This is a genomic window from Janthinobacterium algoris, from assembly GCF_051380935.1.
In the GTDB taxonomy this organism is placed as follows: Bacteria; Pseudomonadota; Gammaproteobacteria; order Burkholderiales; family Burkholderiaceae_D; genus Janthinobacterium.
In genome coordinates this window covers 97,407-112,607 of sequence record NZ_JBNYXZ010000012.1, presented here as the reverse complement: position 1 = coordinate 112,607, position 15,201 = coordinate 97,407, and the positions used below count along the sequence as shown (strand labels likewise).

General features: G+C 64.7%; 13 protein-coding genes. 6 read left to right on the top strand and 7 right to left on the bottom strand.

Translation table 11 applies throughout. The annotated features are described in order from the left end of the window. Positions 1-469: 469 nt before the first annotated feature. A complete protein-coding gene (rnk, locus tag ACQ4W7_RS18500; RefSeq protein WP_426070281.1) occupies positions 470-877 on the top strand; it encodes a nucleoside diphosphate kinase regulator in 408 nt (135 codons plus the stop codon). A 54-nt stretch (positions 878-931) separates the two neighbouring features. On the opposite strand, the gene ACQ4W7_RS18495 is transcribed toward rnk, so the two are convergent. The 3 genes from ACQ4W7_RS18495 to ACQ4W7_RS18485 all read right to left on the bottom strand — a co-directional run bounded on the left by ACQ4W7_RS18495 (position 932) and on the right by ACQ4W7_RS18485 (position 3,212). Continuing rightward, complete coding sequence (locus tag ACQ4W7_RS18495; protein WP_426070280.1) at positions 932-1,960, bottom strand: transporter; 1,029 nt, start codon at positions 1,958-1,960, stop codon at positions 932-934. 116 nt (positions 1,961-2,076) lie between these two features. Then, a complete protein-coding gene (locus tag ACQ4W7_RS18490) occupies positions 2,077-2,775 on the bottom strand; it encodes a YXWGXW repeat-containing protein (RefSeq protein ID WP_426070279.1) in 699 nt (232 codons plus the stop codon). A gap of 188 nt (positions 2,776-2,963) precedes the next feature. Next, a complete protein-coding gene (locus ACQ4W7_RS18485; protein WP_426070278.1) occupies positions 2,964-3,212 on the bottom strand; it encodes a hypothetical protein in 249 nt (82 codons plus the stop codon). 367 nt (positions 3,213-3,579) lie between these two features. Between ACQ4W7_RS18485 and ACQ4W7_RS18480 the strand changes: the two genes are divergently transcribed. From ACQ4W7_RS18480 to ACQ4W7_RS18460, 5 genes are all read left to right on the top strand, one after another. Beyond that, positions 3,580-5,901, top strand: coding sequence for a coiled-coil domain-containing protein (locus ACQ4W7_RS18480; RefSeq protein ID WP_436532353.1), 2,322 nt, complete (start codon positions 3,580-3,582; stop codon positions 5,899-5,901). 19 nt (positions 5,902-5,920) lie between these two features. Continuing rightward, the gene (locus ACQ4W7_RS18475; RefSeq protein WP_436532351.1) at positions 5,921-8,236 is read left to right on the top strand and encodes an SUMF1/EgtB/PvdO family nonheme iron enzyme; all 2,316 of its coding nucleotides are present in this window, start codon (positions 5,921-5,923) and stop codon (positions 8,234-8,236) included. A gap of 62 nt (positions 8,237-8,298) precedes the next feature. Beyond that, positions 8,299-9,018, top strand: coding sequence for an SIMPL domain-containing protein (locus ACQ4W7_RS18470; RefSeq protein WP_436532350.1), 720 nt, complete (start codon positions 8,299-8,301; stop codon positions 9,016-9,018). A 78-nt stretch (positions 9,019-9,096) separates the two neighbouring features. Next, positions 9,097-9,495: an OsmC family protein gene (locus tag ACQ4W7_RS18465; RefSeq protein WP_426070274.1), complete on the top strand. Its 399-nt coding sequence runs from the start codon at positions 9,097-9,099 to the stop codon at positions 9,493-9,495. Then, positions 9,492-10,379 carry a pirin family protein gene (locus ACQ4W7_RS18460; protein ID WP_436532349.1) on the top strand — a complete coding sequence of 296 codons (888 nt, stop codon included), beginning with the start codon at positions 9,492-9,494 and terminating at the stop codon, positions 10,377-10,379. The genes ACQ4W7_RS18465 and ACQ4W7_RS18460 overlap by 4 nt, the downstream gene beginning before the upstream one ends. Positions 10,380-10,385: 6 nt before the next feature. On the opposite strand, the gene ACQ4W7_RS18455 is transcribed toward ACQ4W7_RS18460, so the two are convergent. From ACQ4W7_RS18455 to ACQ4W7_RS18440, 4 genes are all read right to left on the bottom strand, one after another. Continuing rightward, complete coding sequence (locus ACQ4W7_RS18455) at positions 10,386-12,863, bottom strand: TonB-dependent siderophore receptor (RefSeq protein WP_436532347.1); 2,478 nt, start codon at positions 12,861-12,863, stop codon at positions 10,386-10,388. A 115-nt stretch (positions 12,864-12,978) separates the two neighbouring features. Continuing rightward, a complete protein-coding gene (locus tag ACQ4W7_RS18450; protein ID WP_436532345.1) occupies positions 12,979-13,941 on the bottom strand; it encodes a FecR domain-containing protein in 963 nt (320 codons plus the stop codon). Then, the gene (locus ACQ4W7_RS18445) at positions 13,941-14,417 is read right to left on the bottom strand and encodes a sigma-70 family RNA polymerase sigma factor (RefSeq protein ID WP_436532477.1); all 477 of its coding nucleotides are present in this window, start codon (positions 14,415-14,417) and stop codon (positions 13,941-13,943) included. Before ACQ4W7_RS18445 ends, ACQ4W7_RS18450 begins: the two co-directional genes overlap by 1 nt. Before the next feature lie 138 nt (positions 14,418-14,555). Further along, positions 14,556-15,158: a metal-dependent hydrolase gene (locus tag ACQ4W7_RS18440; protein ID WP_436532343.1), complete on the bottom strand. Its 603-nt coding sequence runs from the start codon at positions 15,156-15,158 to the stop codon at positions 14,556-14,558. Positions 15,159-15,201 lie beyond the last annotated feature (43 nt).

Below are 15,201 nucleotides of genomic sequence, written 5' to 3'. Positions count from 1 at the left end.
GTGTTGTTAAGGCCGACATATTGTCATTTTGCGGCGTGAAAGTACAGGGCGCGCGGCAATTTAGTGGCGATGCCGCAGGCTGTTGGCCGCATGCAAGGCGACAAGTCAGGCGTAAAAGGCGGGACGTGTCTTTCTAATAATAATACAATCTGAATTTTAATCCTTTTTTTGCCGGCGGGTTTTTTTTCCTAAAAACATGCTGACGGCAAACAAAATGTCATGAAGAATAACTTGATTGCTTCCATTCATCCGGGCACGGATTAACTTTTTGTTTGTATGTGCCATTGCAAGTCATTGATTTTAATAAATTTTAATGAGGAATGCGAGAACGCTATGGCCTTGCTCCGCGAGTTCGTCCATAATCCGCAGATGATGGACGTTCTGATGCTGTTTGTTTTGTCTGCCGCGGCCAAGTAAACAGCCGCCAGCAAAGCCGGACGTCGCCCTAATGATCAATAGTGAGGATATCTTGGAAAAAAAGCCAAAAATTATTTTGTCGTCACAAGACCTGGAACGACTGGAAGCGTTGTTGTATGCCTTGGGAAATAACTTGTCGCCAGACAAGGCCGCCTTGCTCGATGAGCTGGGCCGTGCCGAGGTGCTTGAGCCGCAAGAAATACCGCCCACTGTCGTGACGATGAATTCCACCGTGCGCTTCACAGTGGAAAACAAGGAGGAATTCTGCCTGACGCTCGTGTATCCAAAAGATGTGGAGGGCAAGGCCGAGCGCATTTCCGTGCTGGCGCCGGTCGGCAGTGCACTGCTGGGCCTGTCTGTCGGCGACAGCATCGCCTGGCCCATGCCCGGCGGCGTGGTGAAGGTGAAGATCGAGGAAATCGTTTATCAGCCTGAACGGGCCGGCGAATACCACCGTTAAGCTGTGACGGCGGACGGCGCCTGCCGTTCGCCTGCCAAACCGTGTGTCCAATCATCAACTATTGCGCTGCACACGCACCACCAGCCATCCCGCCACGACGGTAAACGTGACGATGATGGAAACGATGATCCAGAAGCCCTGTGGGTGCTCGGCCAGCGGAATTCCGCCCACATTCATGCCCAGCATGCCGGCGATGATATTGATCGGCAAGGCCAGCACGGTGACGATGGTCAGCACGAACAGGCTGCGGCTGTTTTCCTCGTTGACCCTGGCGGCAATTTCTTCCTGCAGCAGCTTGATGCGTTCCTGCAAGGACGACATATCGCTGAGCACCACAGAAAATTCCTCCGTCGACTGGCGCAATTCCAGGCTGTCCAGCTCCGACACCCATGAAGGCGGGCGTTGCAGCAGGCGGAACAGGGCTGCCGGCTCCGGCGCCAGCAGGCGCTGCAGCCGCACCAGCACGCGCCGCATGGCACCCAGGTCTTCGCGCTTGGGCACCAGGCGCCCGGCCAGCAAGTGGTCTTCGATATCGTCGACCCGCGCCACGGCATCGCGCACGATGTTGACCAGCACGTCGGCCTGGTCGCGCAGCAAATGGATCAGCAGTTCCACCGACGAGCGGATCGGCTCGTGGTTCTTGATGACGGCCTGGCGCAATCGCTCGATCGACTGCAGCGGCGCGCGGCGCGCCGTAATGACGAGATTTTGTGCCACGCTGGCCCACATTGTGGAAATGTCGGACGCTTCGAACGAGAAATTGTGCACCACATCGTTGACCACGGCGATCAGGGTGTTTTCCGCCTGTTCGATGCGCGTGGAACGCGAACCCTGGTGCAGGGTTTCATAGAATTCATCGGCCAGCTGCGTATGCGTCATCAGCCATTTTTCGCTGGCGGCATGTGATAAATTGAAATGCAGCCAGACAAATTCCTGCGCCGGACGGGCTGCGCCATCGTCCAGCCAGGCCAGTGCGGCCATCGAGTCAAGCGCCAGCGGCTGCGTCTCGCGGCCAAACAGGAAGCCCCAGACCAGGCCCGAGGTATCCGAGCCGTAGGTAAAGCCGGCAGTTTCCATCGCCATCGTGAATCTTTCTCGCGCAGTGTAATTGATCGTCGCGCGATTTTAATACACAGATATGTCCGGAAAATGACAAGGCCACCGCGATGGGTGGCCTTGGTGGGTACTACAGCCGCGTATTAGCTGCGGTTCGGGTTGTTTGGCCGGTGATCGTCGCGGTTCCGTACGCCATCGCCGTCGCGGTCGTGGCGGTTGCCATTGTCGCGGTCATAGCGGTTGGGGATGCCGTCGCGGTCGCGGTCGCCGTTCGGACCGCGTGGCGACCAGCGGCCTTGCTCCATCTGCCAGCGGCCATCGCGCTGGTTCCAGGCGGGCGGCGCATATGCATAGCCGGGGCGTTCGGCGATCCACACGCCGGGGGTCCAGGTGTAGCGCTGGCTGCGCCATTCCCAGTGGCCGGGCGCCCACAGGTAGCCGTGGCGGGCGCGCGGGATGGCTTCGCGGCGCGGCGGTGGTGGGGCGATGCGGACCTCGTCATAGCGCACGGGCTGCACTTGCGCGGCGACCCAGCCGCCACGATCCAGGCGCCAGTGCTTGTTCTCTTGTGTCCAGGCGGCGCGGCGGTATTGGTTGCCGCCGCGTTCGCGCAGCCATTCGCCGCCGGTCCAGACATGGCGCTGGCCATCCCAGTTCCAGTAACCGGGCGCCCAGACATAGCCGGCGCGCGGCGCGGGCGCGCTTTCAAACCGTGGCGGAGGCGGGGCGTTGCCGACGACAATGCTGACGCCGAGCTGATTCTGTGCCATCGCCTGCACGGGCAGGAAGGCTGCGGTGCTGATGGCAAGCATGGCTGCTGCGTAGAGTGTGATGGGTTTCATGGTGTGCTCCATTTCGGTGATTGCGTGAAATGGACTATAGGCGCTTGCTGGCGGTTTTTCGTCTTTGATTCAACTTATTACAATTGACACAATACTGTGTGTCCGTGTATCCGTGGCGGATACAAATGGCGGCCTGGCGCGGCAGCTAGCCGTGGTGCGCCAGGCGGCGTGGCGTCAGCATGGCTGGCTCACAGCGTGCTGGCGATAGCATTGCCCAGCAAGGCTTGCCGTTCCTCGATCAGCGAGGTTTTCTTTTCCTGTTCCGTCAGGCGCTTGGCGCTGACCACCACCACGGGGATGGCGCTCGCTTGCGCGGTAGCGGCGGTTTGCTCGGCCTGTGGCTGGACAAAGCTGGCGTAGCTGACGCCGCAGGCGATGGCGACGGCGACGGTGAAGATGGCTTCCATGTTTTTCAAGGCGTTTTTTGGCGTGTTCATGATCGTTCCTTTCGGGTGGGCGGGTGGGTATGTCTGCACTGTAGCCAGGCGCGCGCCGTTACGCCATGCAGATGCGACCAGCCGTGGTTTTGGCGGGATGGCCTGCAAAAAAACGGCGCTGAAATGCCTGCGCACGGCGCCGGCAAGCGACCGCTTGAATTGAGGCCTAATTATCCCTGTATCCCTGCATATGAATGCACTTGCCCTATGGCATTATTCGACACTGCACAGTGTTGTGCGCCTGTTGTGCGCCGTGTTGCGCACGCGCGGCGCGCGGCAGGTGCTGCGCCAGCTGTCCTGCTAGAATCGGCATGGCAGCCGTGTTGCGCACACTTGCGCACACAATCATTCTCATCAGGAGTCACACATGTTCCAATTGTTTGGTTTTGGCGGCGCCCGCTGCCCGCGCTGCGAGCACAAGAACGGCGCCGCCGCCGGCTATTGCGCGCAATGCGGCTTGTCGCTGGGCGCCCCCGACAGCGATGCGGTGCTGCATGCCAATCATTGGCACCTTGCTGACGGGCAACTAGCCCTGTTCTTTGGCGTGCGCGAACTGTCCTCGCTGTTCGGCAGCGCTGCGCGCCGCCTGCAGGTGCCCGCCGAGTCGCACGCCTGGATCGTGCAATCGGACGCTTTCACCGTGATACCGGCCGGTGACTACGACAGCGCCAGCTTCTTTGCGCGCCTGCCGGCGCTGTTGCCGGCGCGCCCGGCCGAAGTGCTGATCGCGCGCGCCGACGCAGTGAGCCTGGAATTCGACTTGCCCGGCCTGCCCAGCACCGAGCTGCTGGGCATTGCCGCATCCCTGCGCGTGGATATCGCGCTGGGCCAGCCCGATGCGTTCGCGCGCCAGTTCATGCGTGCGCCGGGCGCCGTCACGCGCGCCCACCTGCACGCCTTGCTGCTGCCGTCCGTGCGCCAGATTGCGCTGGAGTTCATTGGCAGCCGCGCATTGCGCGAGATGGACGCGAATGCCGACTTGCGGCCCGAATTGAACGAACGCCTGCAATCGGCCCTGACGCAGCGCCTGGCACCCAGCGGCCTGGCCGTGGCGCGCGTGGAAACCCTCAGCCTGCGGCACGACAAGCGCGAGGGCAACGGCGACGCAGCCATTGGCACCCTGTGGCTGGGCGGCTTGCCGGCGCAGGAATTGGAACAGCACAGCCTGGAACGCATGAAGCAGCTCGACCAGCTGTATGACGAGGAAGAGTGGCAGCGCATCCGCCGTGAAGAACTGGCGGCGCGCCATGCGCACCGGCGCGCCGAACTGCAGCAGGATGCGACGCTGGAAAAAGCGGAGCTGGGGCACCAGGAAGCGGAGCGCCTGCAAGCGCTGCGCGGGCGCCAGATCGACCTGTATGGGCGCATCCTGGAAGCGAAATCGCGGCGCCAGGCGCTCGACCATGGCGCCGCGCTGACGCTGGGTGAACTGGAACAGGAACTGGCGCAAAAGGGCGCGCAGCGCGCCGATGAAGCGGCCAACTGGGAACACGTGCGCGCGCTGGCCGCCATCAAGATGCGCAGCGAGCTGGAACTGTCGCAGCTGCATGGGCGCGAACAGATCCAGCTGGCGCAGCAGCGCTTTACCCATCAAGTCCACTTGCAGTCGATCGCGCAGCAAATTGAGAGCGCGCTGCTGATCGATGACGAGACCGGACGCCGCACCCAGCTGGCGCGCCTGCGCCAGGCGCAAGCGGATGCGGCCCAGCGCGAGGCGCAGCTGGAGGCGGAGCAGCACCAGGCCGCCTGGCAGGGCCTGATGCTGGCGAATGCGGCGCGCAAGCGCGAGGCCGAGCGGGTGCAGGAGTGGGAAGACCAGATGCAGCTGGCGCGCCAGCGCGAACTGCTGCGCGCCGAGGCGCACAAGGATGAAGCGGCCCAGGTGCAGGCGGCGGAGATCGCGGAAAAAGTGGCGGTGCTGCGGCGCGGCGGCGCGCGCGAGGACGCCATCGCGCAGCAGGAAAAGCTGCTGCGCACCATCGAGGCCGACGGCGTGCATGCGCGCCAGCTGCAGCAGCAGTCGCAACTGGCGCAACTCGACGCGCTGGCCATCGAGGAACAGCGCCAGCAACTGCGCCAGCTGGAACAGGAAGCGCAATGGCAGCGCGACTTGCTGGCCATGGCGCAGCAGCGCGAAAGCGATTACGCGCGCTGGAAGGGCGAATACGAAGCCCTGCTGGCGCAGCAGGCGCATGCGGCTGAATTGGCGCGCATCGACATCGACCGCATCGAGAAAATCGGCTCCCTGAGCGACACGGGCAAGGTGGCCATGGCCGCCGGGCAGAACGCGGCCGCGCTGGCGCAAGTGCTCAAGGTGCAGCTGCAGGCGGGCATGAGCGCCGAACAGATTCATGCGCTGGCGGCGCTGGCGGCAGCCGAAAACAGCGTCGCGCCGCTCGACGCCATGCGCATGGCGCAGGACAGCGTGGCGCAGGAGCGCAACTACCTGGAAGGCCAGGCCGAGCGCGAACGGCGCCAGCAGCTCGATCTGATCAACCTGCAGAATGCGGCGCACAGCCATGGCCTGTCGGCGCAGGCGCAGCTGGGCGTGGCCGTGGCGCAGGCGCTGCAACCTGGCGCGGCTTCTGCCGCTGCCGCGCCGGCCCGCTGCAAGAACGGCCATGCGCAGCGCGCGGGTCATCCGGAAGATAAATTCTGCGCCGCCTGTGGCGTCGCCCTGCAGCCTTGATGGAAGCGTTTCACCCCAGATGATGCAAAAAGCACGAGACAAACTGCGGGAATTGCGCGCCCTCCACGACGACGGGCTGCTCAGCGAGCAGGACTTTGAACGCCGCAAGAACGCCATCCTCGACGCCGAATATGCGCCGCCGGGCGTCGCCCCTGTGGCCGCGCCGCTGCCCGTACGCCAGGGCACGGAACTGGGCTTCATGACGGGCCAGGAAATCGGTCCGCAAAACCGCCGTTACCGGCTCGAACGGTTGATCGGCACGGGCGGCATGGGGCAGGTGTGGCAAGCGACGGACCTGGCCACGCACGCGGAGCTGGGCAGCAGCGAAATGGTGGCGCTGAAGATTTTGCCGCCGCAACTGACGCAAAGCGCCACGCATGCCAAGCTGCTGATCGAGGAAGCCACCCAGGCGCGCAAACTCGCGCATGAAAACATCGTGCGCGTCTATGAATGGGCGCAGGACCCGGCCACGGCCAGCTATTTCATCATCATGGAATGCCTCGATGGCGAAGACCTCGAGCACTACCTGGGCCGCCAGGGTGCGCTGCCGCTCTCCAGGGTGCAGGAATTGCTGCAGCCGGTGGCCGACGCCCTGTCGTATGCGTGGGAAAAGCACAAGCTGGTACACCGCGACATCAAGCCGGGCAATGTCTTCCTGACGGCGAAAGGCGACGTCAAATTGCTCGACTACGGCATCGCTACACGCGTGCGCAATGCGGACAGCAGCCTGGCGCTGGACATGCCGAACGCCGGCACGCACGGTTATCGGGCGCCCGAGGCAGGCGCCAACCAGCGCCAGCCCAGCCCGCGCCTGGATGTGTATGCGGTGGCGGTGATGATTTACCAGATGCTCGAAGGGCGCATGCCGTTCGACGATGCGCGCAGCGCCAGCCATTTGCCGTCGGCACCGCAAGCGCTCAACGCGCAACAGTGGCAAGTCTTGCAGAATGCTTTTTCCTTGACGGCGGAGCTGCGGCCGCAATCGGTGCAAGCCTTGCTGGAAGGGCTGGAGCGCGCTGCCGGGCCGTCGCCCGAAGAACTGGCGGAACAGGCGCGCCAGCAGCAGGCGCGCGCGGCGCAGCAGGCGCAGCAACAACGGCAGGCGGCGCTGGCCGCCGAACAGGCCCGCGAGGAAGAGATCAAACGGGCACGGATACGCCAGGAAGAACTGGACCAGCGGCGCAAGGCGGAAATCCAGGCGGCCGCGCTGGAAAAGCAGCGGCAGGACAAACTGCGCCGCGAACAGGAGGCGCAGCGCCATTTCGAAGCGGAAGAGGCGCGCAAGCTGCGCAAGGAAGCGCTGCGCGGCCAGTTGCGCGCGCGCCGCGAAGCCGATGCCGCCACCGCCTTGCAAGAACATCAGGAATTGCAGCGCAAGGCTATCGTCGCCAAGGCGGAGGCGGCTTACCGCGCCGAGCAGGAACGGGCGCGCAGGGAAGAGGCCAGCCGCGCCGCCGCATCTGTCCCTGCGCCGGCATCCGCGCCTGCGCCGGCGCCAGAACTGGAACAGGTGGCGAATGCCGAAGGCATCTTGCGCGATGATTTCCTCGATGGCTCGGGGCAGGGGCCGGAACTGGTGCTCATTCCCAGTGGCCGCTTCCAGATGGGTGCGCACGAGACGGAACACAAGGCCGCCATCCAGGCCGGCTCGCAACAGGCCTGGCTGGAGCGCGAGACGCCGCAGCACTGGGTCGGCATCTCGCGCCCGTTCGCGCTGGCGCGCCATCCCGTCAGCGTGGGTGAATGGCGCGTTTTCGTGAACGCGACGCAGTGGGCGGGCGGTTCTGAAACGGACTGGGACAATCCCGGTTTCGTGCAGAACGACCAGCACCCGGTGGTCGGCGTGAGCTGGAATGACGCGCAGCTGTACCTGGCGTGGATGAGCGAACGCACCGGCCGGCAGTACCGCCTGCCCAGCGAGGCCGAGTGGGAATACGCCTGCCGCGCTGGCACGCGCACGGCCTTCAACGTGGGCGACACGATTAGCACCGAGCAAGCCAACTACGATGGCCTGTATGTCTACAACGGCGGCCCGCGGGGCGTGTACCGGGGCGGCACCATCCCGTTGGGCAGCTTCGCACCGAATCCCTGGGGCCTGTTCGACATGCATGGCAATGTGTGGGAATGGGTGCAAGATGTGGTGCACGACAGTTACGAAGGCGCGCCCGTCGATGGCAGCGCATGGGAAGAGGGCAGCGACAGCAGCCGGCGCATCCTGCGCGGCGGCTCCTGGCTGTACCACCCGCGCTACCTGCGCTCGGCCCTGCGCAACGGCTTTTCCACCGTGCTGTCGAACGATATCGTCGGTTTCAGGGTGGCGCGCACGCTCGATTAATTCATTGTTATATCACTCATATTGACGGATACTTCATGCTCCCTAACTGTGCCGGAGTGTCCGTGTTCAAACGCCGCCTGCTGTCCTTGCTGTTCGCCTGCCTGCCCATCGCTGCCGCTGCCGGCGATTTACCCGGCTACCCCTTCATCCATGCGACGGGCACGGCGTTCAGCTTTGTCACGCCGGACCTGGGCGAGATCGATTTCGATGTCAGCGTTTTCGACCCCTCACCCGAAGCGGCCACGGTCCTGGTGCAGACGCGCATCACGGAAATCAAGGCGCTGCTGGTGGAGCAGGGCTTGCCCGAGGCGGCTGCCGGCATCGAGGTGCGCGACGTGCGCAAGGAAATCCGCAAGGGCGCCGAGCAAGACCCCGCCAATCCGCAATACCTGATCAAGGCGAGCGTGCATATCAATGTGGCCGATTTGTCGAAATGGCCCGCCGTCATGCGTCCGCTGCTGGCCATGCCCAACCTCGATGCGTTTGCCGTCACCTTCGGCGCTACCGAACGCATCCGCCTGGAAGAAGAGCTGATGGGCGAAGCCGTCAAGGATGCGCAGCGCAAGGCCGATGCCATGGCGCGCGGCTTCGGCAAGCGCGCCGGCGCCGTGGCCGGCATCTCGTCGGACCAGCTGAAAAACCTGGGCAATGCGGTGGGCCTGGTGCCGTCCGACCGCTACCAGCGCGCGAACAGCCGCCAGCGGCAAAATCCCGACGACATGCTGATGGTCACCAGCCTGAAGATGGGGCAGACGGTTGACGCCGTGTTCCGTATCAAATAGCCTGGCGCCCGGGGAGCAGGCTGCGCAAAGCGGGCAAACGGTGTAAATTGTGGCTTTCCAAACGCACCAAGGAATGTCATGACCATCAAAGCCATCCGCGACCAGTCGCAAGCCATGCGCCACATCGTGCACGTGCGCGATCACATCATTTCCGCCGACGCCTCGGTGGAAGAGGGCGGCGGCGATGCCGGCCCCTCGCCGCACGACCTGTATGACGCGGCCCTGTCGGCCTGCAAGGCGCTTACCGTCGTCTGGTACGCCAAACACAAGGGCATTCCGCTGGAGCACGTGGAAGTGTCGACCGAGCGCGATGCCAGCGAAGAGCGCAAGGGCGTGTACCGTCTGGCCGCCACCCTGCACCTGAGCGGTGACTTGAGCGATGCGCAGCGCCAGGAATTGCTGGCCGCAGCCGGCAAATGCCCGCTGCATAAATTGATGACGGCTGTGACCACCGAAGTGACGACGGTGCTGGCATGAGCGCGGCCATCCTGAAAAGCCATGAAAAGGATCTCGGTGGCGGCTTTGTCGTGCGGCGTTTGCTGCCCTCCGCCGTCAAGCAGGCCGTCGGTCCCTTCATTTTCTTTGACCATTTCGGCCCCATCGACGTGGCGCCCGACGCCAACCACGATGTGCGCCCCCATCCGCATATCGGCCTGGCCACCGTTACCTATCTGTTCGAGGGCGCGATCAATCACCGCGACAGCATCGGTTCCTACCAGCGCATTGAACCGGGCGCCATCAACTGGATGACGGCCGGGCGCGGCATCGTGCATTCCGAGCGCACGCCGCACGACCTGGCCGGCCAGCCGCACCGCACGCACGGCTTGCAGCTGTGGGCCGCGCTGCCGAAGGCGCATGAAGAAGACGAGCCGAGTTTCAAGCACACGCCGCAAGCCGATATTCCCGTCGTGCCGCTCGATGGCGCCGTGGTGAAGGTGTTGATCGGCACGGCCTTTGGCCAGACTTCGCCCGTGCGTACCTATATGCAGACCTTGTACCTGGACGTGGCGCTGCAGGCGGGGCGCGAGCTGCGCCTTGAGGGCTTGCCGCCGGAAGCGGCGGTGTATCCGATCAGCGGGGAAGTGCTGGTCGATGGCGTGGCGCTGCTGCCGCACACCATGGCCTTGCTCGATGCGGGTGCCGCACCTGTCGTGACGGCAGGCAGCGGCCCGGTGCAATTCGTCGTGATCGGCGGCGAGCCGCTGGACGGCCACCGCTTCCTGTTCTGGAATTTCGTCTCGTCGAGCAAGGAGCGCTTGTCGCAGGCGGCCGAGGACTGGAGCGCCCAGCGCATGGGGCAAGTGCCGGGCGAGACGGAATTCATCCCGCTGCCGAAGGCGCCCCTGCGCCCGGCGACCTGACAGCGTTTAGAAGCGCGCGCGCAGGGTCAATGCGGCCTTGCGCGGCTCGCCATAGAAATTGCCCCACGCAGGCGCGCTCACCGTCTGGTAGTAGCGCTTGTCGAGCAAGTTCGTCACGGACAGCGATGCAGTCCAGTTGCGGTCGATCTGGTAGGCGGCGCGCGCGCTCCACAAGGCGTACGCACCTTGCGCCACCTTCACGTCGCGCGTGGTGCGCGAGCTCTCCGTCTGAAAGTTCACGCCGCCGCCCACGCTCCACTTTTGCAGGGCGCCGGACAGGCGATAGTCGCTCCACGCGCGCAGCATGTGGCGCGGCGAGTAGGTGCTGGCGAACATCACGCCCACAATCGACGTCTGGTCCAGGTACTTGAAGTTGTTCAGGGTATAGCCGGCGAACATCTGCCAGCCCGGCGCCACTTCGCCGCTGATTTCCGCATCGACGCCTTCGCTGCGCACCTTGCCCGTCGAGAAATAACACTCCGTGCCACTGGTACAGATATTGACCAGGTCGGCCTCGGCGCGGTTGCGCTGCTCGATGCGGAACAGCGACAGCGAGGTATTGACCTTGCCGTCGAACAGTTCGCCTTTCACGCCCACTTCCAGGTTGCGGCCCTTCAGCGGGTCGAGCAGGGCGCCTTCGGCCGTGCGCTGGTTTTGCGGCTGGAAGATGTCGGAGACGCTGGCGTAGCCGGACCAGCGCTTGTCAAACGCGTAGATAACGCCGCCATACGGCGTGACGACGCCGTTTTCGCGGTACGGATCGAGATACACTTCGCCCGTGTCGCGGTACACGCTGCTCGATTTGTAGTTTGACACGCGCGCGCCGGCCACCACGGTGAGCGGATCGCTGACGCTGAAGCGGGCCACGCCATACGCGCCCGTTTGCGTCATGGTTGTCAGGCTGTGGGCGCCGCCATACTTTTCCTTGCGTATCCAGGTATCGCTCGGTTCCGCTACGCCGTGATTGGGTTGCAGCGCGCTATTGGGCAGCTTCATCATGGCCAGGCTGTAATCGCTGTCGCTTTCCAGTCGGTTCGTGCTGATGCCGGCGCTGAAGCCGTGGCGCCGTCCGAAGGCGTTGAATTTGCCATCGAGCGACAGGTCGATGCCCTTGTTGGTGGTGCCGTAGTCGAACACGCCGGCGTACATCATCATGCCGGCCAGGGTGGCGGGATTGAGCGCGCCCAGGTTGAACATGTATTTCACGTCATGCTGCTCGCGCGTGTAGTTGGCGCTGGCCTTGAGGGCCCAGTCGGCGTCGAAGCGGTGTTCGAATTCTGCGAAGACGGCCGTCTGGCGGCTGTCCCAGCGGTTCCAGTCGGCGCCGAGGAAGGTCGAGCGGGGCAGTTTCGGGTCGCTGCCATCGAGGTAGCGGGGCATGCCGGAGAAGAACGGCGTCGAGTGCAGTTTTTCATGGCTGGTGCCCGTCGTCAGCTTGCTGCCCGGCGCCAGATCGAATTCCAGCACGCCGTACAGCACGTCGGTGCGGCTGTCGGCCACGTCATAAAAATAGTCTCGCTGGTCGTGCGCGGCCACGGCGCGGCCACGGATGCTGCCCGATTCGTTCAAGGGACCAGTGACGTCGATTTCGCCGCGCACGTCGTTCCAGCGGCCCGCGCTGAGCGCCAGTTGCACCTGCTTTTCTGCCAGCGGGCGCTTGCGCACCATATTGATGGCGGCGCCCGGCGAGCCCGTGCCCTGCAGCAGGCCTGTGGCGCCACGCACGATTTCCACGCGATCCAGCATGGCCGTATTGCTGGTAAAGCTGTTCGCCTGCGGGTAAAACATGGCGCGGTTGACGCCATCGAACTGGTAGGTCTCGACCATGAAGCCGCGCGAATATACGTAGCGCCCGCCCATGGGGCTGTCGTACATGGTGATGCCGGTGGTATTGGCCAGTACGGCGTCGATGGTGTTGAGGTTTTGGTCATCCATTTTCTGGCGCGTGACGACGCTGACGGATTGGGGAATCTCGCGCAGGGTTTGCACGCCCTTGCCGACGGTGACGGCGCGCGCCGCGTACGAGTTGCTGTGTTCACTGACAGGGTCGCGCTCCATGCTGGCGCTGACGGTCACGGGCGCCATGGTCTTTTCCACGTCGGCAGCCGAGGCGGAGGATGGCGCCGCCTGGCGCAGCACGTAGGCGCCGTTCGGCAACTGCACCGCTTCCAGGCCGCTGCCGGTCAGCACCTGGGCAAAGCCTTGGCTGACGTTGAAGCTGCCGCGCACGCCGGGCGAACGCAGGCCCCGCGTCTGCGCGGGATCGGTCGACAGGCTGACGCCGGCGGCGACGGCAAAATCGTTAAGGGCGGTGGCCAACGGGCCGGCTTGCACGGCGTATCCTTGCGGTGCTGCAGCGGCAGCCTGGCCCTGTGCCAGGGCGGGTGCGGCGATGAAGGCGGCGGGGGCGGCGCACGCCATGGCGATGACGGCCAGGCGGATGGCGCGCGCGGCGGGATGGAGTACGGGGGTGGTCAGCTGCATGCTCGGTCTTTCTGCTCTAAGGGATAAGAAAATGGCGGATGAATTGGCTTCTTATCTATCAAGCCGAAGCAGCGCATCAAAACACCAACCCCTGGCGCAAAAAAACTGAAAATAATTAGGCCGGCCGGGCCGACACCGTGGCCCAGTAGCGCGTGAAGTACGTCACTTGCAGCCCGTGCGAGGCACACAGGCTTTCCAGCACGGCGTCGATATCGTCGAGGCGGTAGGTGCCTGTGACGGGACGCTGCGCCACCTTGGCGTCGCAAATGAGGCATCCGCGCCGGTAGCGCGCCAGCTCCTGCACCAGTTGTTGCAGCGGCCAGTCGGCGGCCACCAGCATGCCGCGCAGCCAGCTGTCCTGATGCGCGGGCATGGCCAGCACGGCTTCCAAGCCGGTGTCGCCAAAGCGCAACTGCTGTCCCGCTTCCAGGCGGCGCACAGCATCCGGGCGCGCAGCGCAGCGCACTTCCACGGCGTGTTCAAAGACGCTGACGGTGCTGTCATCGCCGTCGCAGCGTATGCCGAAGCGCGTGCCCAGCGCGCGGAGCACGCCGTGCGGGGTGTCGACCAGGAAGGGGCGCGGATCGGGCGCCGTCGTGATCATGATTCCGCCCTGGTGCAGGCGGATCCGACGCTGCGTGGCGCTGTAAGCGACATCCAGGGCGCTATCCGTATTTACCTCCATGCGCCCGCCATCGGCCAGCGTGACGTGGCGGCGCTGCCCCGGCGCCGTGCGCAAGGTCGCCGTCAGGGCTTGCCATGGGCCGGATTGCAGTCCCGCCTGGCCCAGCGCGATGCCGCCACCGGCCGTCACCAGCAGCGCGAGTATCTTGGCGGCCGCGCGCCGGCGCTGCTGCGCCGCCTGTAGTGCGGGAATCGCCAGCGCTGCAGGTATCGTGCCCAACTGGCCGTCCATGCGCTGCAGCAAGTCCCAGGCCCGTTCATGCTCGGCGCTGGCGTCGCGCCATGCCTGCAGGGCGGCCGGGTCGGCGCTGCCGCATTGGATTTCCACATGCCAGTGGGCAGCGGCGGCCAGTATGCTGCGGGCGATGGGAATGGAAGGGGAGGGGCCGAGCATCAGCCGGCCGCCAGCATCAGGCATTCCGTATAGGCGCGCACCAGGTGTTTCTTGACGGTTGGCAGGGATACGCCCAGGCGCCGGCTGATGTCCACATAGCTGAGCTCTTCGATTTGCGCCAGCAGGAAGATGGCCCGCGTGCGCGCGCCCAGGCGGTCGAGCAGGCGGTCGATGGCGAGCAGGGTTTCGATGATGATGGCGTGCGTTTCGGCGCAGATCGTGGTCGGTTCCGCTTGCTGCGCCAGCGCTTCCAGGTAGGCTTGCTCCAGCGCCTGGCGCCGGTAGCGGTCGATCAGCAAGCCGCGCGCAATCGTCGCCAAGTAGCCGCGCGGCTCGCGCAGGGGCACCGCGTCGCGCTTGCCCAGCAGGCGCAAGAACGTATCCTGCGCCAGGTCGGCCGCCTCGGCGCGGTTGCCCAGCTTGCCGCGCAGCCAGCCATACAGCCAGCCGTGATGCTCGCTGTACAGATTCTTCATGTGGATGGCATGGACGGGACTGACGGTGCTCACTGCGATCTCCAGGCAAGGGATGAGCTGGGCTGACGGAACGCGGGGCGCCGGCTGGCTGGGCTGTTTGAGAATGATACTCATTATCACATTGCCACGCCTCTGACGTCAATTGGCGTCGCCGCCCAGGCGCCAGCGCAGCTGCCACTGTTGCAGATTTGCCCAGGCTTGCTGCAGGGCGGTGGCGGACCAGTGCAGCAGGCTGTCGAACGCCAACAGGGTGCGCCGCAGGTGGATGCCATCGAAAAACACGTGGTCGGCCACGACGGTGGCGGCCAGCCAGGCGGCGATGATGACGATGATGTCGTGGCGGCCGCTTTTCCACCAGCGCAGCGAGTGGCGGCGGAAAATCCACGGCACGCCCAGCGGATTGGGCCAGTCGGCCAGCAAATGCATGATGCCGCCGGCAGCAAAGCCGAACAGGGGCGGCGCCCAGAGGTGGTGCGGCAATTGCAGATACGTGTAGACGAGCAGGGCGATCCAGGCCAGGCCCCAGTGGGTCCACGTGCGGTGCGTGATCCACAGCCGGTGCGTGCGCGCCCACCAGGCCACTTCCAGCCAGTCCGGCGCCGTGCCGCCCAGCGCCCCCATGACAAAGGCGAGCATGCTCAGCACTTGATAGGGGCCACCGGCGCCAGCGTGTGCGACCAGGGCTGCGGCGATCACGCCAGCAGCCCAACCGGTCGCATGATGCGCTTTGTTGGAAGCCATAGAAAATGTAAAACGCCATGCGGGCGCTTTGTGAAATGCAAGG